Raw genomic sequence first — 23,144 nt, forward strand, 5'->3', positions numbered from 1 at the left:
TTCCAGGCTTTTTTCATGGCGGGGGTTTACAGCTCAAAAAGCGCTCCGTATAGTGCGCGCCATCGACGACGGCAACGTTGAAGATACTGCCCAGATGGTGAAATTGGTAGACACGCCAGCTTCAGGTGCTGGTGGCCGCAAGGCCGTGGAAGTTCGAGTCTTCTTCTGGGCACCATTTCAAAACTTGAGGTTAACCTTGAGTTCCACAAGAACCCGCGAAAGCGGGTTTTTGCGTTACAGGCCTTTGATTTTTAACGAAAAACTTGATTTATATTTTTGAATCAGGGGTTTACAGATCAAAAAGCCCACCGTATAGTTCGCCCCATCAACGGCGGTAACGCTGCTGAGAATGCCCAGGTGGTGAAATTGGTAGACACGCCAGCTTCAGGTGCTGGTGACCTTACGGTCGTGGAAGTTCGAGTCTTCTCCTGGGCACCATATTCAGATCAAACCCGCGAAAGCGGGTTTTTTCGTTTCCGGGGTTTGAAAACTTTTCCCGCAATTGTCCCCTCACCCGCACTTGAGAAGTTTTATCGTTTATCCTTGCAATGATTTGTTGCACTCAAGTGAGGAAAACCCCGGATGATGATCCGCGATACCCGTCCCAAGACATCCCTTCTGCGTGGCCTGACCATCACTCTACTCGGCCTGACTCTGCTCTCCCCCACCGCCTATTCCGCCGACAAGGTCTCCCTGACCCTGTACAACGGCCAACACAAAGAAGTCGGCGACGAACTCGCCAAAGCCTTCGAAGCCAAGACCGGCATCCACGTCAATGTGCGCAAAGGCAGCAGCAACCAGCTGGCCAGCCAGGTCGTGGAAGAGGGCGAGCGCTCTCCCGCCGACGTGATCTACACCGAAGAATCCCCACCGCTGAACAAGCTCGGCGAGCAAGGCCTGCTGGCCAAGATCGACGCCAGCACTCTGGACGTCTTGCCCAAGGACTACGTGGGCAGCAAAGGCAACTGGATGGGCGTAACCGCACGCACCCGCGTCGTGGCGTTCAACCCCAAGCTGATCGCCGAGAAAGACCTGCCCAAGTCGGTGCTGGATTTCGCCGGCCCCGAGTGGCAAGGCAAAGTCGGCTTCGTCCCCACCAGCGGTGCGTTCCAGGAACAAGCCGTGGCAATCATCAAGCTGCACGGCCGCGAAGCCGCCGAAGAATGGCTCACCGGCCTGCGCGCGTTCGGCAAGGTGTACAGCAACAACATGGTGGCACTGAAGGCGGTGGAAAACGGCGAAGTGGCCACGGTCCTGGTGAACAACTACTACTGGTTTGCCTTGAAGAAAGAAAAAACCAACCTCGACTCCCAACTGCATTACTTCACCGATGGCGACGCCGGCGGCCTGATCACCGTGTCCTCCGCTGCGGCGCTGAAGTCGAGCAAGCATCCCAAGGAAGCCCAGCAACTGCTGGCGTTCATGGCCAGCGAAGAAGGCCAGCGTGTGATCACCAACACCTCGGCGGAATACCCATTGCGCAAAGGTATGCAGTCCAATCGCGGGCTTAAGCCGTTCAACGAACTGCAACCGCCGAAAGTCACCCCCGCCGACCTGGGCAACGCCGAAGAAGCCCTGGAGCTGGAACGTGAAGTTGGCCTGAACTGATGAACCCCTCGATCCCCGCCCTGGGCGGGGGATTCAGCCCTCGACGCAAGCGCCCTTCGATCTGGCTGCTAATGCCGGTGCTATTGCTGGTTGGCTTGAGCCTGTTGCCGCTGGCCTATGTGGGGCTGAAGGCCTGGGAGGCGGGCTGGGCGCAAGCGGTGCATCTGCTGTGGCGGCCTTACGTGTTCGGATTGCTGCGTAACACCTTGGCGCTGATGATCGGTGTAACGGTGACCTGCGGTGTGATCGGCCTATCCCTGGCGTGGCTGCTGGAACGCAGCAACCTGCGCGGGCGGCGCATCTGGGGCGTGATCCTGTGCCTGCCATTTGCCGTACCGGCGTTTGTCAGCAGTTTCACCTGGGTGTCGCTGAGCGCCGACTTCGAAGGGCTGGGCGGGGCGATTCTGGTGATGAGCCTGTCCAAATACCCATTGGTGTTTCTGCCGGTGGCGGCAACGTTGCGTAACCTCGACCCGTCACTGGAAGAATCGGCGCGCACCCTGGGGCTGAATCGCTGGAGCATATTCCTGCGCGTCACGCTGCCGCTGTTATGGCCATCCTTACTGGCCGGGGCACTGTTGATCGCATTGCATATGCTGGTGGAGTTCGGTGCGCTGTCGATCATCGGCCTGCAGACGTTTACCACCGCGATCTATCAGCAATTCGAACTGGAATTCAGCAATGCCAATGCGGCGATGCTCTCGGCGGTGCTGCTGGTGATGTGCCTGACCCTGCTGTGGCTGGAGCTGCGCGTGCGTGGCAAAGGTCGACATGTGCGTATCGGCCAAGGCGCCGCGCGCCATGCCGAGCCGGTCCAACTGGGCAAGTGGGCGCCGCTGGGCCAGGTGTATTGCCTGGCGCTGGCGATCATTGGCAGCGGCATTCCCCTGGGGATGCTCGGCTATTGGTTGGCGGTGGGTTCGTCGGCGGCGTTTCCGCTGGCTGAAATCAGCGAGGCGCTGCTCTCCTCCTTGGCCCTGTCGCTGGGCGGTGCGGCGCTGTGCCTGGTGCTCGCGGTGCCGGTCGGCCTGCTGGTGGTGCGCTACAAGGGCCAATTGGCGATCTGGGCGGAACGCTTGCCCTACTTGCTGCACGCCCTGCCAGGGCTGGTGATTGCGCTGACGCTGGTGTACTTCGCCCTGCACTATGTGCCGGTGCTGTACCAGACTTCGGCGTTGCTGCTGATCGCGTATGCGCTGCTGTTCCTGCCACTGGCCCAGGCGCCGATCCGCACCGCGCTGAACAAGGCGGCACCGCAATTGGAAGAGGCCGCGCGCACGCTGGGGGCATCGTCATTCAGCGCGTTTTGCCGGGTGACCCTGCCGATCATCTTTCCGGCATTGGGCGCAGCGTTCGCACTGGTATTTCTCGATGCCATGAAGGAGCTGACCGCGACGCTGCTGCTCAGCCCGACCGGGTTGAACACGTTGGCGACAGCCGTGTGGGCGCATACCTCAAATGTGGAATTCGCGGCGGCGGCGCCTTATGCGGCGCTGTTGATCGTGGTGTCGGGGCTGCCGGTCTATTTGCTCACGACGCGGATGTATTTGAGTCGCTGAAAGCGTCATCGGGGGCAAGCCCCCTCCCACAGGTTATAGGGCAGGCAACGCTAAGCCCGGAACTGCCCCAGACTCGCCTTCAACTGTGCAGCCAACCCATCCAACACCTTGCCGCTGGCGGTGGTTTCCACCACTGCCTGAGCGGCACGCTCGGCTTGGGCATGGATCACCTCGACCCGTCCACGCACGGCTTGGGCGCCTTTAGCCTGATGTTCAGCGGCACGAGTGGCCAGGCCAATCGCGGCGTGCACCTGCTCCACCGACGCCTGCACCGTCTGCTGCAAGCGCACGCTATCGCGCAGCACCAGCAAACCCTCATTGGCTTGGCGACCGGCCTTGCCGATGGTTTCCACCGCCTCCCGGGCACCTTGCTGCAAGGCCACGATATGCGCCTGGATATCCCCAGTGGAGCTTTGAGTCTTGCTCGCCAAGGCGCGCACCTCATCCGCCACCACCGCAAAGCCGCGCCCGGTCTCGCCGGCACGCGCAGCCTCGATGGCCGCGTTAAGGGCCAGCAGGTTGGTCTGCTCGGCAATGCCATGAATCACCGTCAACACCACCTCGATCTGCTCGCTCTGTTGCGCCAGACGCTCGATAACCTGCGCGCCTGCCTCGACCTGCCCTGCCAACGCCTCTATCAAGCTGCCAACTTCTGCCGAAGTGCGTGAGTTTTGGTCCGTGGCCTGGCGGATATCCACCACCTGCTGCAAAGCCGCCTGCATGGCCTGGCTTTCGGCCTGAGCCTCGTCGGCCATTTCCGAGAGGGCACGCAGGCTTTCGGCCACTTCATCACGCTGCAAACCGGCTGCCGCATCGGCACCGGCATTACGCAAGGTCATCGCACCGATCTCAACCCCGGTACGCTGGGCCACATCGCCCGCCTCACGCACGATCGGTTGCAACTTATCCACAAAGCGATTAACCGCCGAGGCCATGTCGCCGATCTCGTCTTTGCTGCTGATTTGCACGCGCTTGGTGAGGTCACCCTCGCCCGCCGCAAGATCATCCATGGCCGCAATCAGCAACTTCAGACGATTGACCACGCGGCGCCCGAGCACCACCGCAATCAGCACCAGAACCCCCAGCCCCACCAACGCCAGGCCCATGCCGATGCGCCAGCGCAGCGTACCGGCCGCTTCTTGCACGGCACTGGAGGTATTAGCCGTCATCTGGGTGGCAGTGGCCTGCGCCGACTGCAACTTGGCGCCCATGGCGGCCGCGCTGTCAGCCGCCGCGCCCTTGAGGCTGTCGCCCACCAGTTGGTCGCCGCTGGCGATCAGGGCGGCAAAACGCTTATCCAACGCCTGCAGGTCGGCTTCCACCGAAGCGGTGGACACCCCCATCAGCACCTTGCCGATCTCCACGCCATTCGGACTGATGGACGCCTCAACGTAGTAAACCGACGGGTCGGTCTTGGCCGCATTGAGCACTTTGTCCAAGGCACGATCGCCTTGGCCTTTTTCCAACAGCGCTTTGTTGATTGGGTTTTCGCGGTTCAGGTAACGTGTCAAATGCTCACCGGTCGCGTCGTCGTAGACCACGAACAACACGTTGGGATTGCGCTGAGCACGCCGGGCAAACTCGGACAAAGTCGGCACATCGCTGTCCCACATGGCCCGCGGCGCCACCGAAGCCAGCAGCTGCGCCATATCATTGGCGGAGTCTTGCAGGTCTTTTTCCAGGGTTGCGCGCAGTTGCTTCTGCTCTGCCTGCAAACGCGAAGACAAACCGCTGGTCAAGCGCTGACGCGTACTGGAGGACAGGCTGTCGAGACTGGAAGTGACTTCCTTCCCGGCTTGCGCCAGCTCGTTCGACAGTTTTTGACTGTCGATGCCTAGGCGGTTGCCCAGATCGGCTTCCAACGCCGTGACGGTGCTCCGCGTCAGCGCGACGGCCACCAGCACCTGCACCAAAAGGGCGATACCCAGGGTAACGAACACCGGGCGCAGCAATCGGCTTTGTAACAATGAAAGAACGGCAGACATCGGAAATTCCCTCCACCACGGGTGCCATTAATTTGATAGCACCGCGAAAGAAGGAAATACAGCAAGCGTCGTGCCGTTTATTGCCTGGAAACGACAAAGGGCTCCCGAAGGAGCCCTTTGCGTTTTAGATCAACAGCTTATTAAGCGAACGGGTGACGCAGAACGATGGTTTCGTTGCGGTCAGGGCCCGTCGAAATAATGTCAATCGGTGCGCCGATCAGTTCTTCAACGCGTTTGATGTAGGCACGGGCGTTGGCGGGCAGCTCTTCCAGGGACTTGGCGCCCACGGTGGACTCGGTCCAACCCGGCACTTCTTCGTACACAGGCTGCAGGCCTACGTAGCTGTCGGCGTCAGTCGGCGCAACGTCGTTACCGTTTGCATCTTTGTAGCCGGTGCAGATGTTGATGGTTTCCAGACCATCGAGTACGTCCAGCTTGGTCAGGCAGATGCCCGAGATGCTGTTCACATCGATAGCGCGACGCAGGATAACGGCGTCGAACCAGCCACAACGGCGAGCACGGCCAGTGGTCGCACCGAACTCATGGCCTTGTTTGGCCAGGTGCGCGCCTACTTCGTCGAACAGCTCAGTCGGGAATGGACCCGAACCGACGCGCGTGGTGTACGCCTTGGTGATGCCCAGGATGTAATCCAGGAACATTGGGCCCACGCCCGAACCGGTGGCAACGCCGCCAGCTGTGGTGTTGGAGCTGGTCACGTACGGGTAGGTGCCGTGGTCGATGTCCAGCAACGAACCTTGGGCACCTTCGAACATGATGTCCTTGCCGGCGCGACGCAGGTAGTGCAACTCAGCCGTCACGTCCAGCATCAACGGCTTGAGCAGCTCAGCGTATTCCTTGCACTCGGCCAGGGTCTTGTCGAACTCGATGGCCGGCTCTTTGTAGTAACCGACCAGCATGAAGTTGTGGTAATCCACCAGTTCACGCAGCTTGTCTTCAAAGCGCGGCATGTTGAGCAGGTCGCCCACACGCAAGCCACGACGTGCAACCTTGTCTTCGTAGGCCGGGCCGATGCCACGACCGGTGGTGCCGATCTTCAGCTCGCCGCGGGCCTTTTCACGGGCCTGGTCCAGCGCGACGTGGAACGACAGGATCAGCGGGCAGGACGGGCTGATACGCAGGCGCTCGCGCACCGGTACGCCTTTCTCTTCCAGCTTGGTGATTTCCCGCAGCAGGGCGTCCGGTGCAACCACCACGCCGTTACCGATCAGGCACTGCACACCTTCGCGCAGCACGCCCGACGGGATCAGGTGCAAAACGGTTTTTTCGCCATCAATGACCAGGGTGTGGCCAGCATTGTGACCACCTTGGTAGCGCACTACGGCGGCAGCATGTTCGGTCAGCAGATCAACGATCTTGCCTTTGCCCTCATCACCCCATTGGGTGCCCAGGACTACGACATTCTTACCCATAACACTTGTCCTCATTCGCGCAAACTTGGTGCCGGCGATGGCCGGCAGGAAAACTCAAGAAGCCAGTGGCGATACTTGCCAAAGCCCGTTCTGCAGAATCAATTGCCGGTCGCAGTCCGCTTCACGGGCGGCGGCCAATGGCTGCCCAGGCAATGCCTGGACGACACGCTGACCCTCACTGCGCAACTGGCAGACCTGCTGCCAGAGTGCTGCGTCCGTACTGTCGGGCATCCAGATGCCACCAGACGGCAGCTCGACCTCAGCACGCCCCAGGGTCACCAGGGTTTTTAAATCGGTGGAGAAGCCGGTGGCCGGACGCGCGCGACCGAAGTCGGCGCCGATATCGTCATAACGACCGCCTTGGGCGATGGCCTGGCCAACGCCCGGAACAAACACCGCGAACACCACACCCGTGTGGTAGTGATAACCGCGCAGCTCGCCCAAATCGAAATACAGCGGCAACTGCGGGAAACGTGCCGACAACTGCTCGGCAATGGCCAACACATCATCCAACGCCGCCAAGACCGCCGCCGGCGCGCTCGCCAGTTGTTCACGGGCAGCCATAAGCACTTCACGGCCGCCACACAAGTTCACCAGCGCGCGTAGCATGCGGGCCAGATCGGCGGGCACACCTTCAGTCAGCGCGATGACTTCATCGATGGCCTTGCGCTGCAAGGCATCGAACAACTGTTGCTCCACTTCACCAGACAAACCGGCCGCACGGGCCAAGCCGCGGTAGATACCGACGTGGCCCAGGTCCATGTGCACATCCGGGACGTCAGCCAGTTGCAGCATGGCCAGCATCAAACTGATGACTTCCACGTCGCTGCTCGGGCTGGCGTCGCCGTACAGCTCGGCGCCCAGCTGGATCGGGCTACGGGAAGACGACAAGGCGCGGGGCTTCGCATGCAGTACGCTGCCGGCGTAGCACAGACGGTTCGGGCCTTCGCGACGCAGGGTGTGTGCGTCGATGCGCGCCACCTGCGGCGTGATGTCGGCACGGAATCCCATCTGCCGACCCGACTGCGGATCGATAACCTTGAAGGTGCGCAGATCCAGATCCTGGCCTGCGCCGGTCAGCAGGGATTCGAGGTACTCGATATGAGGGGTTACGACAAAGTCATAACCCCAGCTCTGGAACAGATCCAACACCTGGCGACGCGCTACTTCAATGCGCGCAGCTTCCGGTGGCAGTACTTCTTCGATGCCATCTGGCAGCAGCCAGCGGTCTACCGTTGCCATTACGCCATTCCCCTTTGATCCGGGCGGCCAGCCCTCGGCCGAGCCTTGAGTGAAGCAGAAAATGCCCGCCGCCTGCATAAACCACGCGCAAGAGCGACGTGACGAACGGCCTGCCAGCGGCCTCGTCGGGCACTTTCCTCGAAAAACCTGTCACGCCTGCCGAATCAAACATGCAGACGCAAAAAAGCCGGGAATTTCCCGGCTGCCGCATCATACACCCGTTTTCTGAAAGGATCACCCCGCCAGGCGTTTTACCCGCCCGACGGAGTGTGCCCTACGCAGTCACAGGCGCTTACTTGGCTTTTTCCAGGTAGCGAAAGAAATCGCTGCTTGGGTCCAGCACCATGACGTCGGTTTTGTTCGCGAAGCTTTCACGGTAGGCACGCAGGCTGCGATAGAACGCGTAGAACTCCTGGTCCTGACCGTAGGCCTTGGCGTAGATCGCCGCAGCTTGAGCGTCGCCATCACCACGGGCCTCTTCAGACTCGCGATAGGCTTCGGCCAGCAGTACACGACGCTGACGATCGGCATCCGCGCGGATACCCTCGGCCAACTCGTTACCCTTGGCGCGATGCTCACGCGCTTCACGCTCACGCTCGGTGCTCATACGCTCGAACACGCTGCGGTTTACTTCCTTCGGCAGGTCGATGGCCTTGACCCGAACATCGATCACTTCGATGCCCAGTTCTTTTTCCGCCATCTTGTTCAGCGAGGCCGTGATATCCGCCATCAGCGCATCACGTTCACCGGACACCACCTCGTGCAAGGTGCGCTTACCAAACTGGTCACGCAGGCCCGATTCCAGACGACGCGACAAACGTTCGTCGGCAATCTGCTTGAGACCGGAAGTTGCGGTGTAGAAGCGCTCGGCGTCCTTGACGCGCCACTTGGCGTAGGCGTCAACCATCACGGCTTTCTTTTCCAGGGTCAGGAAGCGCTGTGTCGGTGCATCCAGAGTCATCAGGCGTGCATCGAACTTGCGCACCTGGTTGACGTAGGGGACTTTCACATGCAACCCCGGCTGGACATCCGCCTGGACCACGCGACCGAATTGCAGCAGCACCGCACGCTCGGTCTGAGCCACGATGTAGAAGCAGTTCCAGGCAGCGATGACCACGACGACGCCCACAATCAGGGCGGTCAGCGATTTATTGCTCATCAACGACTCTCCCTGGTACGTGTTTGCTGTTGCAGCAAGTCAGCAGCCGCACGGGCGCTCGCTTCATTGGCAGCGGCAGTGGAACCGGTAGACGGCGCGCTGGTGCTGTTACGACCACCTTCGATCATCTTGTCCAGCGGCAGGTACAGCAGATTGTTCTGCCCACCCTTGCTGCCGGTCACGAGAACCTTGCTGGTATTGCTGAAAACTTCCTGCATGGTGTCCAGGTACAGACGCTCGCGGGTAACCTCGGGCGCCTTGCGGTACTCGGCCACCAGCTTGGTAAAGCGATCAGCCTCACCCTTGGCGCGAGACACCACTTCGTCGCGATAACCGTTGGCATCTTCGATGATGCGTTGAGCTTGACCACGGGCTTCCGGCACGACGCCGTTTGCGTAGGTTTCAGCCTGGTTGCGCGAACGCTGTTCGTCCTCACGGGCACGGATCACGTCGTCGAAGGCTTCCTGTACTTCACGCGGTGCCGCTGCGCTCTGTACGTTCACCTGGGTGACGGTGATACCGGTGCGGTAGGTATCGAGGAACCGTTGCAGGCGCTCCTTGATCTCGCTGGCCATCAGCTCACGACCTTCGGTGAGCACCTGATCCATGGCGGTGGAGCCCACCACATGGCGCAGTGCACTTTCGGTTGCGTGTTGCAGGCTGATTTCCGGCTGATCAACGTTCAGCACGAAGTCCTGCAGGTTGCTGATCTTGTACTGCACGGTCAGCGGCACTTCGACGATATTCTCGTCTTCGGTCAGCATCTGGCCCTGCTTGGTGTAGGCACGCTCACGCGTGACGTTCTCCATGTACTTCTTGTCGATCGGCGGGAAATAGATATTCAGGCCCGGACCAACAGTCTCGTAGTACTTGCCGAAGCGCAGCACCACGGCCTGCTCCTGCTCGTCCACCACGTAGACCGCGCTGTACAGCCAGACAGCCGCCAGCACCACAAGGCCCAAGCCGAGCAGGCCATAGCCACCGCCCTTGCCCGTGCGACCGCCGTCGTCACCACCACGTTTTTTTCCACCACCGAACAACCCATTCAGGCTTTCCTGCAGCTTTCGGAAGGCCTCGTCGAGATCTGGTGGCCCCTTGCGGTCGCCATTATTGCGGCGCTTACCACCCCAAGGATCCTGATTATTCGAGTTGCCACCCGGCTCATTCCAAGCCATAGCGCTCTCCATCTGATAAAGCAAAGACGCACCCACGGCGCGCCGACCAATGCTACAGAATGCCTGCTACTGCGGCACAACCGCTTTCGGAGGCTTTTATTGCAAAGTGTGTTGTTCGATGAACTCTGTCGGCACCACACCTTCACGGCTGACCAGCCGATTCAGCTCCGAGCGCGGCAATCGAACAGCCAGCAAGCTGACACCTTCTTCGTCGTGTTCTTCTTTCTGTACCGCGCCCAGCTCGAAAAACTGTGCACGCAGTCGAGCAAAACGCTGGGGCAAGCGCAAGGTGCCGACAAACAAATCACTGCCGAGCAACTCGGCAATCGCTTGTTCAAGCAGCTCCAGGCCACTGCCATCGCGCGCCGACAGCCAGACCCGCTGGGGCTTGCCGTTCTCATCGCGCTGGATTTGCGGCTCCACGCCTTCAAGCAAATCGAGTTTGTTATAGACCTCGAGGATCGGCAAGTCCTGGGCACCAATCTCGCCCAGCACCAGCATCACCTGCTCGATCTGCAACATGCGGTCCGGCTCGGCCGCATCGATTACATGCAGCAGCAAGTCGGAATTGCTCGACTCTTCGAGCGTAGACCTAAATGCCTCGACCAGCTTGTGCGGCAAGTGACGAATAAAACCCACGGTATCGGCCAACACGATCGGCCCCAGGTCGGCCAGATCCAGACGACGTAAAGTAGGGTCGAGGGTGGCGAACAGCTGGTCGGCCGCATACACGTCGGACTTGGTCACGTTGTTGAATAGCGTGGACTTGCCGGCGTTGGTGTAGCCCACCAGAGACACGGTGGGAATATCCGCACGCGAACGCCCACGGCGCGACTGCTCGCGCTGGCTGCGGACTTTCTCCAGCCGCCCCTTGATCTGACGCAGGCGAACCCGCAGCAGGCGGCGGTCGGTTTCGAGTTGGGTTTCACCCGGCCCACGCATGCCGATACCGCCACCCTGTCGCTCAAGGTGAGTCCAGCCGCGCACCAGACGCGTACTCATGTGGTCAAGCTGGGCCAATTCGACCTGGAGCTTACCTTCATGGGTACGGGCGCGTTGGGCGAAGATATCGAGAATCAGACCGGTGCGATCAATCACGCGACACTCGAAAACACGTTCGAGGTTGCGTTCCTGACTGGGCGTGAGGGTGTGATTGAAGATCACCAGATCGGCTTCTTCGGCGTGGACCAGGTCGCGCAATTCCTCGACCTTGCCGCTGCCGATCAGGTATTTGGCGGTTGGCCGATGACGCGGCACGTTAAAAAACGCAACGGTCTCGGCGCCGGCCGAATTTGCCAGCTCCTGAAACTCCTGCGGATCTTCGCGCGCCTCAGGGTCCTGTCCATCCAAGTGAACGAGGATTACTCGCTCACCACCACCGTGGCGCTCAAAGAACAAAGGAGACTCCTATCAGGCGTTACCTGGCTCAGCGTCAGCTTGCTCGTCACCCGCTGCGCTAGGCAGGCGGATTGGGCGAACAGGGACGACTGTCGAGATAGCGTGCTTGTAAACCATCTGGCTGACGGTGTTTTTCAACAGGATCACGAACTGGTCGAACGACTCAATCGTACCTTGCAACTTGATACCGTTGACCAGATAAATGGAAACCCCCACTTTCTCTTTACGTAAGGTATTCAAGTAAGGGTCTTGTAGCGAATGCCCTTTTGACATGTGCCGCACTCCTTTAAGGATCAATAATAAAAATCAGAAAATAGAAAGCTTTAACCGTCACACCCCCAAGGATAGACGGCAATTGCAAGGACTCAGCTCAATATGGAGACCGTTCCCAAGTATTTCAAGGCGCGTGACAGATTGTCGCTGTCCAGGCTGTCCAGCCAGTGCAAATCGCTCCAACTGCGCAACCAGGTGAACTGGCGTTTCGCCAATTGGCGCGTGGCGATGATGCCGCGCTCCTGCATTTCGGCTGACGTCAGCTTGCCATCCAGATGATCCCAGACTTGGCGATAGCCTACAGCACGTATCGAAGGCAACCCTGGATGCAGGTCACCTCTGGAACGCAGTGCTACGACCTCCTCCACAAACCCCTGTTCCAACATAATTGTGAATCTTTGTGCAATTCGTTCATGCAGCACCTGGCGATTTGCCGGAGCGATAGCCAGATTGGCCACAGTATAGGGCAATTGTGACTGCCCAGATGCGCCTGCATCAGCACTTTGCGCAGATTGTCGCTGCCGATGCTCGGTCATGGTCAGCCCGCTGACACGCCAGACTTCCAGTGCCCGCGTGAGGCGCTGCGGGTCATTAGGATGAATGCGCGCCGCCGACACCGGATCTACCGCTGCCAACTGATCATGCAGGGCTTGCCAGCCAAGGCGTGCAGCTTCGTCTTCAAGCTCGGCGCGCACCTGGGCGTCCGCTGGCGGCATATCCGCCAGACCTTCCTGCAAAGCCTTGTAATAGAGCATCGTGCCGCCCACCAGCAGGGGAATATTGCCCCGTGCGGTGCTCTCAGCCATGGCGGCCAGGGCATCGGTGCGAAAATCCGCCGCCGAATAACTCTCGGCGGGGTCAATGATGTCGATCAGCCGGTGCGGATGCTGCGCGAGCAACGCCTTGGAGGGCTTGGCCGTGCCGATGTCCATGTCCCGGTAAACCAGGGCAGAGTCGACGCTGATCAACTCGCATGGCAGCACCTTGGTCAGCTCGATAGCGAGATCGGTCTTACCGGCGGCCGTGGGGCCCATCAGGAAGATTGCGGGGGGCAAGGCACTCATCAACGACCGCGCAGGAACAGTTTGTCCAGATCGTCCAGGCCCATCTGGGTCCAGGTCGGTCGGCCATGGTTGCACTGCCCGCTGCGCTCGGTGTTTTCCATGTCGCGCAGTAGCCCGTTCATTTCCGGCAACGCCAGGCGGCGGTTGGCGCGGATGGCACCATGGCAGGCCATGGTACCCAGCAATTCGTTGATGTGGGCCTGGATACGGTCGCTGGTGCCGTACTCCATCAGGTCCGCCAACACATCGGCGACCAGCCGGTTGGCCTCGGCCTGCTTGAGCAGCGCCGGGATCTGCCGGATCGCCAGCGTTTCCGGCCCCAGGCGCTGCAGCTCAAAGCCCAGTTTCTGGAAAACCTCGTGATGCTCTTCGGCGCAATCGGCCTCACGCTGGCTGACCGCCAGGGATTCGGGCACCAGCAACGGCTGGCCGCTGAGACCTTCGCTGGCCATGGCGACCTTCAGCCGCTCATACATGATTCGCTCATGGGCGGCGTGCATATCGACCAGCACCAGGCCATGGGCGTTTTCCGCCAGGATGTAGATACCTTTGAGCTGCGCCAACGCATAACCCAGCGGCGGAATATCACCGCCGCCTTCGGGCAAGGCAGCCGCACTCGGCTGCGCGCCCGGCAGCGGCGCAAAGAATTCGCGATAGGCGGCCTGAGCCTCGGCCACCGGCACCGCTGACTGCGGACGCGGTGTGTATTGATATTGATAACCTGCCCCCGAGCCAGCGTTCGGTGCTGTGTAAGCCGGCTGCGGTTGCGGCGATTGCAGCAGGTTGCCTGCCAGGCTCATTTCGCCCTGGGGGCCGAATTCACCGGCCTCAGGCCCACTTGGCCGCACCACCGCCGTTACGATTGGCGCCGCCAGCTGGTCATCCGGGCGCACATCGCCCAGCGCGCGGTGCAACGTGCCATAGAGGAAGTCGTGCACCATGCGCCCATCGCGGAAACGCACTTCGTGTTTGGTCGGGTGCACGTTGACGTCCACCACCGACGGGTCGACCTCGAAAAACAGCACAAACGTCGGATGCCGCCCATTAAACAGCACGTCGCGATAGGCCTGGCGCACCGCGTGGGCCACCAATTTGTCGCGCACCGCGCGGCCATTCACAAAGAAATACTGCAAATCCGCCTGGCTGCGGGAGAAAGTTGGCAAGCCCACCCAGCCCCACAGACGCAAGCCGTTGCGCTCGATTTCGATCGGCAGCGCCTGCTCCAGGAAGCCCGCGCCGCACACCGCCGCGACTCGACGCGCACGGGCGGCGTCATCATTGGCTTCGTGCAGGCTGAGAATGGTCTTGCCGTTGTGGCGCAGGTGAAACGCCACATCGAAACGCGCCAGGGCCAGGCGCTTGATGACTTCCTGCAGGTGATCGAATTCGGTTTTTTCGGCTTTGAGGAATTTGCGCCGCGCCGGGGTGTTGAAGAACAAATCGCGCACTTCCACCGAGGTGCCCACCGGATGCGCCGCCGGCTGGACTCGGGGCGCCATGTCGCGCCCTTCGGTTTCCACTTGCCAGGCCTGTTCGGCGCTGCGGGTGCGCGAGGTCAACGTCAGGCGCGCTACGGAGCTGATGGACGCCAGGGCCTCACCGCGAAAGCCCAGGCTCATCACCCGTTCAAGGTCTTCCAGGTCGCGAATTTTACTGGTGGCGTGACGGGCCAGGGCCAGCGGCAGGTCGTCGGAGGAAATACCGCTGCCGTCGTCACGTACGCGCAGGAGTTTCACACCGCCCTGCTCGACATCCACATCGATGCGCTTGGCACCGGAGTCGATGCTGTTTTCCAGCAACTCCTTGATCACCGACGCCGGCCGTTCCACCACTTCGCCCGCTGCGATCTGGTTGGCCAGGCGCGGGCTGAGCAATTCAATGCGCGACCCGCTGGTGAGGATTGATTCGCTCATTACTGTGCCGCCAATTCTGTGCCAGGGATGGTCAACACCTGGCCGACTTTCAACTCATCGGTTTTCAGGTTGTTCGCATTGCGCAAGGTCGCGGGCGATACCTGGAAACGCACCGCCAGCATGGCCAGGGTATCGCCAGGCTGTACGCGATGGTCACGCGGGCCTTGGGCGATCTTGCCGGAGTCCCGCAGCCAGGCGATGTAAGTGCCAGGAGGCGGGTTCTGCTGGAAGAACTGGCGCACGCCAGCGCTGATGGAACGCGCCAACGCCTGCTGGTGACTGGCGCTGGCCAGTTTGGACGCTTCGTTGGCGTTGGAGATAAAGCCAGTCTCCACCAGGATCGACGGGATATCCGGCGACTTCAACACCATGAACCCCGCCTGTTCTACACGCTGTTTGTGCAACGACGTGACGCGCCCGATGTTGCTCAAGACTTTCTGGCCGACGTTCAGGCTGGACGTCAGGGAGGCCGTCATCGACAGGTCCAATAGTACGCCAGCGAGCATTTTGTCCTTGTCGTCCAGGGACACGTTGCCAGCTCCGCCGATCAGGTCGGACCGGTTTTCACTGTCGGCCAGCCAGCGCGCGGTCTCGGACGTGGCACCACGGTCCGACAACGCGAACACCGAAGCACCGAAGGCGGCCGTCGACGGCGCGGCGTCGGCGTGGATCGACACGAACAGGTCGGCGCCTTTCTTACGCGCAATTTCGGTACGGCCGCGCAACGGGATGAAATAGTCGCCGGTGCGGGTCAGTTCCGCACGGTAGCCTTTCATGCCATTGACCTGGCGCTGCAACTCGCGGGCGATGGCCAGTACCACGTCTTTTTCATGCTGACCACGCGAGCCGGATGCGCCCGGGTCTTCACCACCGTGACCAGCGTCGATGACCACGATGATGTCGCGCTTGCCGGCCGGGGCTGGCGGCGGCGGTGGCAGCTTGACCTGAGGCTGCGAAGGGTTGACCGGCACCGCCGGTACAGTTGCCACGCTCGGGGTTGGCGCGGGCGGCGGCGCAGCGTCGGCAGCGTTGTCAAACAGGTCGACCACCAGTCGGTTGCCGTACTGAGCATTCGGCGCCAGGGAGAAACTCTTGGGCGTCACGACTTTTTTCAGGTCGATAACCACGCGCAGATCGGTCGGCGTACGCTGTGCCGAGCGCATGGCGGTAATCGGGGTATTGGCGGTGGAGACTTTCAGCGGCGCGGCCAGGGTCGCACCATTGATGTCGATCACCAGGCGATCAGGCGCCGTCAGGGTAAAGACGCTGTGCTGGACCGGCCCAGACAGGTCGAACACCAGTCGCGTGTTATCCGGCGCTCGCCACAGGCGCACACTCTTTACCTGTGAAGCAGCCAGAGCATTGACAGTCATTGCCGCAAGCAACACCCCTACGACAGCAACCAACGCGCGAAAGCGCATACCTAACCCCACCAATTATTTGAATTCCAAAGCCAAAGCGGCACACCACGACTCGGCGCGCGCGCTCTGGGGCAACAACTTCAGCTGACGTCCATGCTCATGCGGCGTAATGGTAATGGTCAGGTCCGGCTTTGGCAAAAAGCCTGCACCTTTGTCTGGCCATTCGATCAGGCATAAAGCATCTTCATCGAAGTAATCACGGATACCCATGAACTCCAATTCTTCAGGGTCCACCAGGCGATAAAGATCGAAGTGAAAGGCACGCACCGCGCCAATCTCGTAGGGCTCCACCAGTGTGAACGTCGGGCTTTTTACCGCCCCCTGATGACCCAACCCGCGAATTATCCCACGGGACAGCGTGGTCTTGCCGGCCCCCAGGTCACCCTCCAGGAAAATCAGACCGTTGCCGGCCGTCAGTTGCGCAAGGCGATGGCCCAACGCAACCATGGCGTCTTCATCGGCCAGAAAAAGAATTACTTCAGGCACGGTGACTGTTCCTCCAGCAATTGACGAATGGTGGGGATCAGGTCACTGGCGGCGAGCCCGCGACCCAAGGTGCCCTGTCGTTCCCCAGCCGTGGCGTGCAGCCAAACGGCCAGGCAACTGGCCTCGTACGCGGGCATGCCCTGAGCCAGCAAGGCCCCGACCAGACCGGCCAATACATCGCCCAGCCCTGCAGTGGCCATGGCCGGATGGCCTTGATCGCAGCGGGAAACGCGCCCATCCGGGCAGGCAATCAGACTGCCTGCGCCCTTAAGAATGGCGACGGCATTGAATTTCAGGCTCAACGCGCGCGCCACCTTAAGACGGTCGGCCTGAACGTCGGCTGTCGAGATCCCCAACAGTCGCGCCGCTTCGCCCGGGTGCGGGGTGATAACGCAGTTGGCCGGCAGGCTTACACCGCCGTCGGCCAGTTGATTCAACGCGTCGGCGTCCCACACCTGCGGCTGGCGGGCATTGGCCGCGACAGACAACAGACTTTTGCCCCAACTGGCAGCACCCAGGCCAGGCCCAATGACGATCACCGAAATCTTTTCCAACAAGCCCATCAATTGGTTGGCGGAACTGACGCCAAGGGTCATGACTTCCGGCAAACGGGCCAGCGCCGCGGGCACGTGCTCAAGGCGCGTGGCCAGAGACACCATGCCCGCACCACTGCGCAAGGCACTTTCAGCGCTCAGTAGCGCGGCGCCGCCAAAACCAAGGTCGCCGCCGATCACCAGCAGGTGGCCGAACTGGCCTTTATGGGCGTCAGGGGAACGCGCAGCCAGTGTCGGCAAATGGCCGGGCAACAGTGGCTGAACGTCGGTTATTTCGTGTTTTGTCTGCGGCATGCGTCTTCAAGCTCCGATGTCTGGCAGAATTATACGCATCTAACCTGTGGTTTCCCGTGTCTCATGCCCGCTATTACCTCCGATCTGCCCGCCCTCGCCCAATCGATCAAAGACTGGGGCCGCGAGCTGGGTTTTCAGCAAGTCGGCATTAGCGGCCTGGACTTGGCCGAGCATGAGCAGCACCTGCAACGCTGGCTCGACGCGGGCTACCACGGCGAGATGGATTACATGGGCGCCCATGGCAGCAAACGCTCCCACCCCGAAGAACTGGTACCCGGCACCCTGCGCGTGGTGTCGCTGCGCATGGACTACCTGCCGGGCGATACCCAGATGGCGCATCTACTGGCCCAGCCGGAAAAAGCCTACATCTCGCGCTATGCCCTGGGTCGTGATTACCACAAGCTGATCCGCAAACGCGTGCAGCAACTGGCCGATCGCATCCAGTCCCAGATCGGCCCCTTTGGCTTTCGCGCATTCGTCGACAGCGCGCCAGTGCTCGAAAAAGCCATCGCCGAGCAAGCCGGCCTGGGCTGGATCGGCAAGAACACCCTGGTACTCAACCGCAAGGCCGGCAGTTATTTCTTCCTCAGCGAATTGTTCGTCGACTTGCCCTTGCCAGTCGACCCGCCCCATAGCACCGAGCACTGCGGACGCTGCACCGCCTGCCTGGATATCTGCCCCACCAATGCCTTCGTCGGCCCTTACGTGCTGGACGCCCGGCGCTGTATCTCGTACCTCACCATCGAGCTGAAAACGGCTATCCCGGAAGACCTGCGCCCGCTGATCGGTAATCGCGTCTTCGGCTGCGATGACTGTCAGATCGTTTGTCCGTGGAATCGTTTCGCTCGCCCCACTGGCGAAGGCGATTTCCAGCCACGGCATAACCTGGATAACGCAGAGCTGGCCGAACTGTTTATGTGGGACGAGGACAAATTCCTCAGCAGCACCGAAGGCTCACCCCTGCGCCGCGCCGGTTATGAGCGCTGGCTGCGCAACCTGGCGGTAGGACTGGGCAATGCGCCATCAAGCATTCCGGTACTGGAGGCCCTGAAAGCGCGGCGCGAGTACCCGTCGGAGCTGGTGCGCGAGCATGTGGAATGGGCGCTCAAGCAGCATGCCGAGCGTCAGTGCACATCATCGTTGTAGACGAACTTGGGCATTTCCCAGTGAAAGCGGATCGCCAGTAGACGCAATAGAAAGCCACTGAACAACGTCAGCAGGATGGCTTGCTCGCCGGGCAGCTCCAGATGCAGGCACAACAGATAGAACCAAGCGGCGAGGAACGACACGCTGGCGTACAACTCGCGGCGGAAAACCAGCGGGATATCGTTGCAGAAGATATCCCGCAGAATGCCACCGAATACCCCGGTGATCACACCGCTGACCGACGCCACCAGCATGCCGTGCCCCATTTCCAGGGCTGTCATGCAGCCAATCAAGGTGAACGCCACCAGGCCCACGGCGTCCAGGGCCAGGAATACCGAGCGCAGGCGTCGCATCAGCGGCGCGATAAAGATCGTCACCAGCGCGGCCACCGAGGTCAGCACCAGGTACTCAGGGTGCTTGACCCACGTCAGCGGGTAGTGCCCAAGCAACACATCCCGCACCGAACCGCCCCCCAGCGCCGTCACGCAGGCAATCAACACCACGCCAAACCAGTCCATGCCGCGTCGACCGGCGGACAAGGCGCCGGTCATGGCTTCGGCGGTGATGGCAATGAGGTAGAGCATCAGCAGCATGGTGGCGATCCTTGTAGTGAGCGGGCTTGCCCCGCGCCGGGCTGCGCAGCAGCCCCAAATACTTGGCGACGATATCTATAGGGAAAAATGCGGCAACAGCAGTGGGGCCGCTACGCAGCCCAGCGCGGGGCAAGCCCGCTCACCACAGGAAGCCCGGACACGGTAAGAAACCGTTTCAAGCCTTGATGAAGTGCTTGCGGTAATGCTGCAGTTCGGCAATCGATTCGCGAATATCGTCCAGCGCCAGGTGAGTGCTGCCCTTGTGGAAACTGTCTTTGACTTCCGGCGCCCAGCGCGCAGCCAGTTCCTTGAGTGTGGACACGTCCAGGTTGCGGTAATGGAAGTAGCTTTCCAGCGCTTTCATATGGGTATAAAGGAAGCGACGATCCTGGCAGATGCTGTTGCCGCAGATCGGCGACTTGCCCTTGGGTACCCACTGCTCCAGGAAGGCGATGGTCTGGGCTTCAGCCTCGGCCATGCTGATGCGACTGTCGCGCACGCGCTGGGTCAGGCCGGAATTGCCATGGGTGCGGGTATTCCACTCATCCATGGTGGCTAGCACCGCATCGCTGTGGTGGATGGCGATCACCGGACCTTCGGCCAAGGTATTGAGGTTGCTGTCGGTAACAATCGTCGCCATCTCGATGATGACGTCGGTGTCGGGGTTCAGACCGGTCATTTCCAGATCGATCCAAATCAGGTTCTGTGGGTTTTGCATGGCTCGTTTCTCTTGGCACCTTGGCGTAGCTGCGCAGTTTAGCAGGCGGGGGCGTGCTAGACTCGCGACCGTTTCACCCAAACCTTTGCATTATCGATACGGAACACCAATGGCCAAACGCCAGCTCAACCGTCGCCAAAACTGGCGCATCGAAAAGATTCAAGGCGAACGCGCTGCCCGCGCCGCCAAACGTGAATCCTCCGCCGTGGAAGCGCTTGAGGGCGGCGACCTGGGCCCCGAACAAACGGGTCTGGTGATCGCGCACTTTGGCGTGCAGGTCGAAGTCGAGGCGCTGGAAGGCGAACTCGCCGGTCAGGTGTTCCGTTGTCACTTGCGCGCCAACCTGCCGGCGCTGGTCACCGGCGACCGCGTGGTCTGGCGTGCTGGCAACCAGGGGATCGGCGTGATCGTCGCCCAGTTGCCCCGCAGCACTGAACTGCGCCGCCCCGACAGTCGCGGCCAGCTCAAGCCGGTGGCGGCCAACGTCGACATGATCGTGATTGTTTTCGCGCCGCTGCCCGAGCCCCATGCCAACCTGATCGACCGCTACCTGGTGGCCGCCGAGCACGCTGGCATTCGCCCACTGCTGCTGTTGAACAAATTCGACCTGATCGACGAACAGAATGCTCCGGCGCTCAATGCGTTGTTGGCGGTCTACCGCACCCTAGGCTACCCGGTGCTGGAAGTCTCGGCCCATCACGGCAATGGCATGGAACAACTGCAACAACAGTTGGACGGGCGCATCAGCGTGTTCGTAGGCCAGTCCGGCGTCGGCAAGTCGTCGCTGGTCAACAGCCTGCTGCCGGAAGTCGAAACCCGAGTAGGGCCGCTGTCGGAGCTGTCCGGCCAGGGCACCCACACCACCACCACCGCGCGACTGTTTCACTTCCCCGGCGGCGGTGAGCTGATCGACTCCCCAGGTATCCGCGAATTCGGCCTCGGCCACGTCAGCCGCAGCGATGTGGAAGCCGGCTTTATCGAATTCAACGACCTGATCGGCACCTGCCGCTTCCGTGACTGCAAGCACGACCGCGAACCGGGCTGTGCCCTGCTCAAGGCCCTGGAAGATGGCCGCGTGCAACAGCAGCGGATGAACAGCTATCGGTCGATCATTGCGAGCTTGCCTGAGAGCAGTTACTGACCGGTTCCTTGCCCTGCGAGGAAGATGTGAAAAGGCCGCGATGATCGCGGCCTTTGCATATACAGCTTAAGAGCCCGCTTTGGGCACCGTCGGGTCTTTCACCCCACCGTCATCGAACAGATTCAATTTCTGCCGCAGTTCATGGGCCGGCAACGGCTCCTGCCCTGGCGGGATAGCGTTCGGGTCAGCCGGTACGTCACCTGGCGCGCCAGCGCCTGGAGCCGGCACCGGCGGGGGTTGATCGCCTTCGATCGCACGCTGAGCCTTTTTGGTCAGCACAACGATGTCAATGCGCCGGTTGATCGGGTTGAACGGGTCCTTCGCATCAAACAGTTGCGAAGAGGCAAAACCCACCACTCGCGCCACTTGCGCGTCTGGGTAGCTGCCGGCCACCAGGGCACGACGGGCCGCGTTGGCGCGGTTGGCAGAAAGCTCCCAGTTGCCGAAGTCGCCCTGGCCCGCATAAGGCTTGGCGTCGGTATGGCCGCTGATGCTGATCTTGTTCGGCACCGCTTTGATGGTGTCGGCCATGGCCAGCAGGATGTCCTCGAAGTACGGCTTCAAACGCGCACTGCCGGAATCGAACATCGGCCGGTTGGCGGCGTCGGTGATCTGGATGCGCAAACCCTCGGGGGTGATCTCGAAAGAAATCTGGTCCTTGAACTTCAGCAGTTGTGGGTTTTCCTCAACCTTGTTCTGCAACTCCTGCAGCAGTAGCTCAAGACGCTCCTGCTCGACCTGTTCGGCCATGGACTCGACCGTATCGCGCTCAATCGGGATTTTCTCCTGAGGCGCCTCGGTCTTCACTTCCGGGTTGATGGTGCGTTCAGGCGCCAGTTGAGGCGAGCCGCCCAGGTCGATCACAAAGGGCGTGCCGCTTTCCGAGAAACCGATGGGGTCTTTGAAGTAGCCGGCGATGGCGATCTTCTGCTCAGGCGTGGCGGTAGACATCAGCCACAGCACCAGAAAGAACGCCATCATCGCCGTCGCAAAGTCGGCGAAGGCGATTTTCCAGGCACCACCATGGTGCCCCGCAGCGAAGCGCTTGACGCGCTTGATGATTATCGGCTGGTTGTTTTCCATGGCTTAGCGACCGCGAACCGCTTGTTCCAGCTCGGCGAAGCTTGGGCGATGCTTGGGGTACAGCACCTTGCGACCGAACTCCACCGCCAGCGAAGGCGGCATGCCGGAAGCGGACGCCACCAGGCTGGCCTTGATCGATTCGTACAGGTTGATCTCTTCCTTGGCGTCGTGGGCCAGGGAAGTCGCCAGCGGACCGAAGAAACCGTAAGCCGCGAGAATACCGAAGAAGGTACCCACCAAGGCCGCACCTACGTGCATACCGATGGCCGCCTGATCACCCTCGCCCAGCGAGGCCATGGTCACCACGATACCGAGTACCGCCGCCACGATACCGAAGCCGGGCATGCCGTCGGCGATGCCGGTCACCGCGTGAGACGGGTGCTCCAGTTCTTCTTTGAGGCTGAACAGTTCCATATCGAACAACCCTTCCAGCTCATGGGGGGCCATGTTGCCGGAGGACATGATGCGCAGGTAATCACAGATATAGGCGGTCATGCGCTCGTCTTTGAGCACGGCCGGGTACTTGGCGAAAATCGGGCTGGCGGCGGCGTCTTCGATGTCGGCCTCAATGGCCATCATGCCCTCGCGGCGGCTCTTGTTGAGGATCTCGTAGACCAGGCCCAGCACTTCCAGATAGAACGTGTGGGAGAAGCGCGAGCCGAACATGCTCAGGGACTTCTTGACCACGTGCATGGTCATGTACCCAGGGTTGGCTTGCAGGAATGCACCAAATGCCGCCCCGCCGATGATCATCACTTCGAAAGGTTGGATCAGCGCGGCGATCTTACCGTGGGAAAGGACGTAACCGCCGAGCACGCTCGCGAGGACGACGATGATGCCGATAATTTTAGCCATAGGAGATGAGTACTTGCGCCGTCAGGTTCATGGACATATTTGGGGGA

General features: G+C 61.0%; 20 protein-coding genes, 2 tRNA genes and 1 pseudogene. 6 read left to right on the plus strand and 17 right to left on the minus strand.

Going from position 1 to position 23,144, the window contains the following annotated elements; all coding sequences use genetic code 11:
* Positions 1-88 precede the first annotated feature (88 nt).
* The 4 genes from ABX75_RS02480 to ABX75_RS02495 all read left to right on the plus strand — a co-directional run bounded on the left by ABX75_RS02480 (position 89) and on the right by ABX75_RS02495 (position 3,167).
* A tRNA-Leu gene (locus ABX75_RS02480) sits at positions 89-175 on the plus strand.
* Positions 176-351: 176 nt separating this feature from the next.
* Positions 352-438, plus strand: a tRNA-Leu gene (locus ABX75_RS02485).
* Positions 439-582: 144 nt separating this feature from the next.
* Entirely contained in the window at positions 583-1,608 is a 1,026-nt protein-coding gene (locus ABX75_RS02490) for an extracellular solute-binding protein (RefSeq protein ID WP_040265895.1), read from the plus strand.
* A complete protein-coding gene (locus ABX75_RS02495; protein ID WP_047881404.1) occupies positions 1,608-3,167 on the plus strand; it encodes an iron ABC transporter permease in 1,560 nt (519 codons plus the stop codon). Before ABX75_RS02490 ends, ABX75_RS02495 begins: the two co-directional genes overlap by 1 nt.
* Positions 3,168-3,217: 50 nt before the next feature.
* Here the strand turns inward: ABX75_RS02495 and ABX75_RS29875 are convergent, their stop codons facing one another.
* The 13 genes and pseudogenes from ABX75_RS29875 to ABX75_RS02555 all read right to left on the minus strand — a co-directional run bounded on the left by ABX75_RS29875 (position 3,218) and on the right by ABX75_RS02555 (position 17,561).
* Positions 3,218-4,102, minus strand: coding sequence for a methyl-accepting chemotaxis protein (locus ABX75_RS29875; RefSeq protein WP_371263975.1), 885 nt, complete (start codon positions 4,100-4,102; stop codon positions 3,218-3,220).
* A gap of 21 nt (positions 4,103-4,123) precedes the next feature.
* Positions 4,124-5,152, minus strand: a pseudogene (locus ABX75_RS29880) (methyl-accepting chemotaxis protein); the annotation flags it as partial.
* 140 nt (positions 5,153-5,292) lie between these two features.
* Positions 5,293-6,582: an adenylosuccinate synthase gene (locus ABX75_RS02505; protein ID WP_047881406.1), complete on the minus strand. Its 1,290-nt coding sequence runs from the start codon at positions 6,580-6,582 to the stop codon at positions 5,293-5,295.
* 54 nt (positions 6,583-6,636) lie between these two features.
* Positions 6,637-7,824 carry an ATP phosphoribosyltransferase regulatory subunit gene (locus ABX75_RS02510; protein ID WP_034095608.1) on the minus strand — a complete coding sequence of 396 codons (1,188 nt, stop codon included), beginning with the start codon at positions 7,822-7,824 and terminating at the stop codon, positions 6,637-6,639.
* Between the two features lie 292 nt (positions 7,825-8,116).
* The gene (gene hflC, locus ABX75_RS02515) at positions 8,117-8,983 is read right to left on the minus strand and encodes a protease modulator HflC (RefSeq protein WP_034095607.1); all 867 of its coding nucleotides are present in this window, start codon (positions 8,981-8,983) and stop codon (positions 8,117-8,119) included.
* Entirely contained in the window at positions 8,983-10,158 is a 1,176-nt protein-coding gene (gene hflK / locus ABX75_RS02520; protein ID WP_034095606.1) for an FtsH protease activity modulator HflK, read from the minus strand. The genes hflC and hflK overlap by 1 nt, the downstream gene beginning before the upstream one ends.
* Positions 10,159-10,254: 96 nt before the next feature.
* Positions 10,255-11,556 carry a ribosome rescue GTPase HflX gene (gene hflX, locus ABX75_RS02525; protein ID WP_034095605.1) on the minus strand — a complete coding sequence of 434 codons (1,302 nt, stop codon included), beginning with the start codon at positions 11,554-11,556 and terminating at the stop codon, positions 10,255-10,257.
* A gap of 12 nt (positions 11,557-11,568) precedes the next feature.
* Positions 11,569-11,829 carry an RNA chaperone Hfq gene (gene hfq, locus ABX75_RS02530; protein ID WP_034095604.1) on the minus strand — a complete coding sequence of 87 codons (261 nt, stop codon included), beginning with the start codon at positions 11,827-11,829 and terminating at the stop codon, positions 11,569-11,571.
* Between the two features lie 92 nt (positions 11,830-11,921).
* Positions 11,922-12,893, minus strand: a complete 972-nt coding sequence (miaA, locus tag ABX75_RS02535) for a tRNA (adenosine(37)-N6)-dimethylallyltransferase MiaA (protein WP_047881407.1) — start codon at positions 12,891-12,893, stop codon at positions 11,922-11,924.
* Complete coding sequence (mutL, locus tag ABX75_RS02540) at positions 12,893-14,806, minus strand: DNA mismatch repair endonuclease MutL (RefSeq protein ID WP_034095602.1); 1,914 nt, start codon at positions 14,804-14,806, stop codon at positions 12,893-12,895. Before mutL ends, miaA begins: the two co-directional genes overlap by 1 nt.
* Positions 14,806-16,227, minus strand: a complete 1,422-nt coding sequence (locus ABX75_RS02545; protein ID WP_034095601.1) for an N-acetylmuramoyl-L-alanine amidase — start codon at positions 16,225-16,227, stop codon at positions 14,806-14,808. Before ABX75_RS02545 ends, mutL begins: the two co-directional genes overlap by 1 nt.
* Positions 16,228-16,242: 15 nt before the next feature.
* Positions 16,243-16,713 (minus strand): tRNA (adenosine(37)-N6)-threonylcarbamoyltransferase complex ATPase subunit type 1 TsaE, encoded by a 471-nt coding sequence (gene tsaE, locus ABX75_RS02550; RefSeq protein WP_047881408.1) that lies wholly within the window; start codon positions 16,711-16,713, stop codon positions 16,243-16,245.
* Positions 16,701-17,561: an NAD(P)H-hydrate dehydratase gene (locus tag ABX75_RS02555; RefSeq protein WP_047881409.1), complete on the minus strand. Its 861-nt coding sequence runs from the start codon at positions 17,559-17,561 to the stop codon at positions 16,701-16,703. The genes tsaE and ABX75_RS02555 overlap by 13 nt, the downstream gene beginning before the upstream one ends.
* A 63-nt stretch (positions 17,562-17,624) precedes the next feature.
* Between ABX75_RS02555 and queG the strand changes: the two genes are divergently transcribed.
* Positions 17,625-18,707, plus strand: coding sequence for a tRNA epoxyqueuosine(34) reductase QueG (queG, locus tag ABX75_RS02560; protein ID WP_040265879.1), 1,083 nt, complete (start codon positions 17,625-17,627; stop codon positions 18,705-18,707).
* Here the strand turns inward: queG and ABX75_RS02565 are convergent.
* Both ABX75_RS02565 and orn read right to left on the minus strand, forming a co-directional pair.
* Entirely contained in the window at positions 18,686-19,300 is a 615-nt protein-coding gene (locus ABX75_RS02565; protein WP_034095597.1) for a trimeric intracellular cation channel family protein, read from the minus strand. The two genes, queG and ABX75_RS02565, sit on opposite strands and share 22 nt — an antisense overlap.
* Positions 19,301-19,475: 175 nt before the next feature.
* Entirely contained in the window at positions 19,476-20,018 is a 543-nt protein-coding gene (gene orn, locus ABX75_RS02570; RefSeq protein ID WP_034095596.1) for an oligoribonuclease, read from the minus strand.
* Between the two features lie 109 nt (positions 20,019-20,127).
* On the opposite strand from orn, the gene rsgA reads away from it, so the two are divergent.
* Positions 20,128-21,159 (plus strand): small ribosomal subunit biogenesis GTPase RsgA, encoded by a 1,032-nt coding sequence (gene rsgA, locus ABX75_RS02575; RefSeq protein WP_034095595.1) that lies wholly within the window; start codon positions 20,128-20,130, stop codon positions 21,157-21,159.
* 66 nt (positions 21,160-21,225) lie between these two features.
* On the opposite strand, the gene motB is transcribed toward rsgA, so the two are convergent.
* Together motB and motA are read right to left on the minus strand one after the other, a co-directional pair.
* Positions 21,226-22,242 carry a flagellar motor protein MotB gene (gene motB / locus ABX75_RS02580; RefSeq protein ID WP_047881410.1) on the minus strand — a complete coding sequence of 339 codons (1,017 nt, stop codon included), beginning with the start codon at positions 22,240-22,242 and terminating at the stop codon, positions 21,226-21,228.
* 3 nt (positions 22,243-22,245) lie between these two features.
* A complete protein-coding gene (motA, locus tag ABX75_RS02585) occupies positions 22,246-23,097 on the minus strand; it encodes a flagellar motor stator protein MotA (protein WP_034095593.1) in 852 nt (283 codons plus the stop codon).
* Between the last annotated feature and the right edge of the window lie 47 nt (positions 23,098-23,144).

Origin of the sequence: Pseudomonas sp. ARP3 (assembly GCF_001029595.1) — a bacterium.
In the GTDB taxonomy this organism is placed as follows: domain Bacteria; phylum Pseudomonadota; class Gammaproteobacteria; order Pseudomonadales; family Pseudomonadaceae; genus Aquipseudomonas; species Aquipseudomonas rhodesiae.

What these genes read in the sequence shown, in the direction of transcription:
- ABX75_RS02495 (WP_047881404.1), top strand. Translation starts at nt 1,608, where the DNA reads ATGAACCCCTCGATCCCCGCCCTGGGCGGGGGATTCAGCCCTCGACGC.
- motB (WP_047881410.1), bottom strand. Translation starts at nt 22,242, where the DNA reads ATGGAAAACAACCAGCCGATAATCATCAAGCGCGTCAAGCGCTTCGCT.
- ABX75_RS02505 (WP_047881406.1), bottom strand. Translation starts at nt 6,582, where the DNA reads ATGGGTAAGAATGTCGTAGTCCTGGGCACCCAATGGGGTGATGAGGGC.
- motA (WP_034095593.1), bottom strand. Translation starts at nt 23,097, where the DNA reads ATGGCTAAAATTATCGGCATCATCGTCGTCCTCGCGAGCGTGCTCGGC.
- miaA (WP_047881407.1), bottom strand. Translation starts at nt 12,893, where the DNA reads ATGAGTGCCTTGCCCCCCGCAATCTTCCTGATGGGCCCCACGGCCGCC.
- ABX75_RS02555 (WP_047881409.1), bottom strand. Translation starts at nt 17,561, where the DNA reads ATGCCGCAGACAAAACACGAAATAACCGACGTTCAGCCACTGTTGCCC.
- ABX75_RS02510 (WP_034095608.1), bottom strand. Translation starts at nt 7,824, where the DNA reads ATGGCAACGGTAGACCGCTGGCTGCTGCCAGATGGCATCGAAGAAGTA.
- queG (WP_040265879.1), top strand. Translation starts at nt 17,625, where the DNA reads ATGCCCGCTATTACCTCCGATCTGCCCGCCCTCGCCCAATCGATCAAA.
- ABX75_RS29875 (WP_371263975.1), bottom strand. Translation starts at nt 4,102, where the DNA reads ATGGCCTCGGCGGTTAATCGCTTTGTGGATAAGTTGCAACCGATCGTG.
- hfq (WP_034095604.1), bottom strand. Translation starts at nt 11,829, where the DNA reads ATGTCAAAAGGGCATTCGCTACAAGACCCTTACTTGAATACCTTACGT.
- ABX75_RS02490 (WP_040265895.1), top strand. Translation starts at nt 583, where the DNA reads ATGATGATCCGCGATACCCGTCCCAAGACATCCCTTCTGCGTGGCCTG.
- hflC (WP_034095607.1), bottom strand. Translation starts at nt 8,983, where the DNA reads ATGAGCAATAAATCGCTGACCGCCCTGATTGTGGGCGTCGTCGTGGTC.
- hflK (WP_034095606.1), bottom strand. Translation starts at nt 10,158, where the DNA reads ATGGCTTGGAATGAGCCGGGTGGCAACTCGAATAATCAGGATCCTTGG.
- ABX75_RS02545 (WP_034095601.1), bottom strand. Translation starts at nt 16,227, where the DNA reads ATGCGCTTTCGCGCGTTGGTTGCTGTCGTAGGGGTGTTGCTTGCGGCA.
- orn (WP_034095596.1), bottom strand. Translation starts at nt 20,018, where the DNA reads ATGCAAAACCCACAGAACCTGATTTGGATCGATCTGGAAATGACCGGT.
- ABX75_RS02565 (WP_034095597.1), bottom strand. Translation starts at nt 19,300, where the DNA reads ATGCTGCTGATGCTCTACCTCATTGCCATCACCGCCGAAGCCATGACC.
- mutL (WP_034095602.1), bottom strand. Translation starts at nt 14,806, where the DNA reads ATGAGCGAATCAATCCTCACCAGCGGGTCGCGCATTGAATTGCTCAGC.
- rsgA (WP_034095595.1), top strand. Translation starts at nt 20,128, where the DNA reads ATGGCCAAACGCCAGCTCAACCGTCGCCAAAACTGGCGCATCGAAAAG.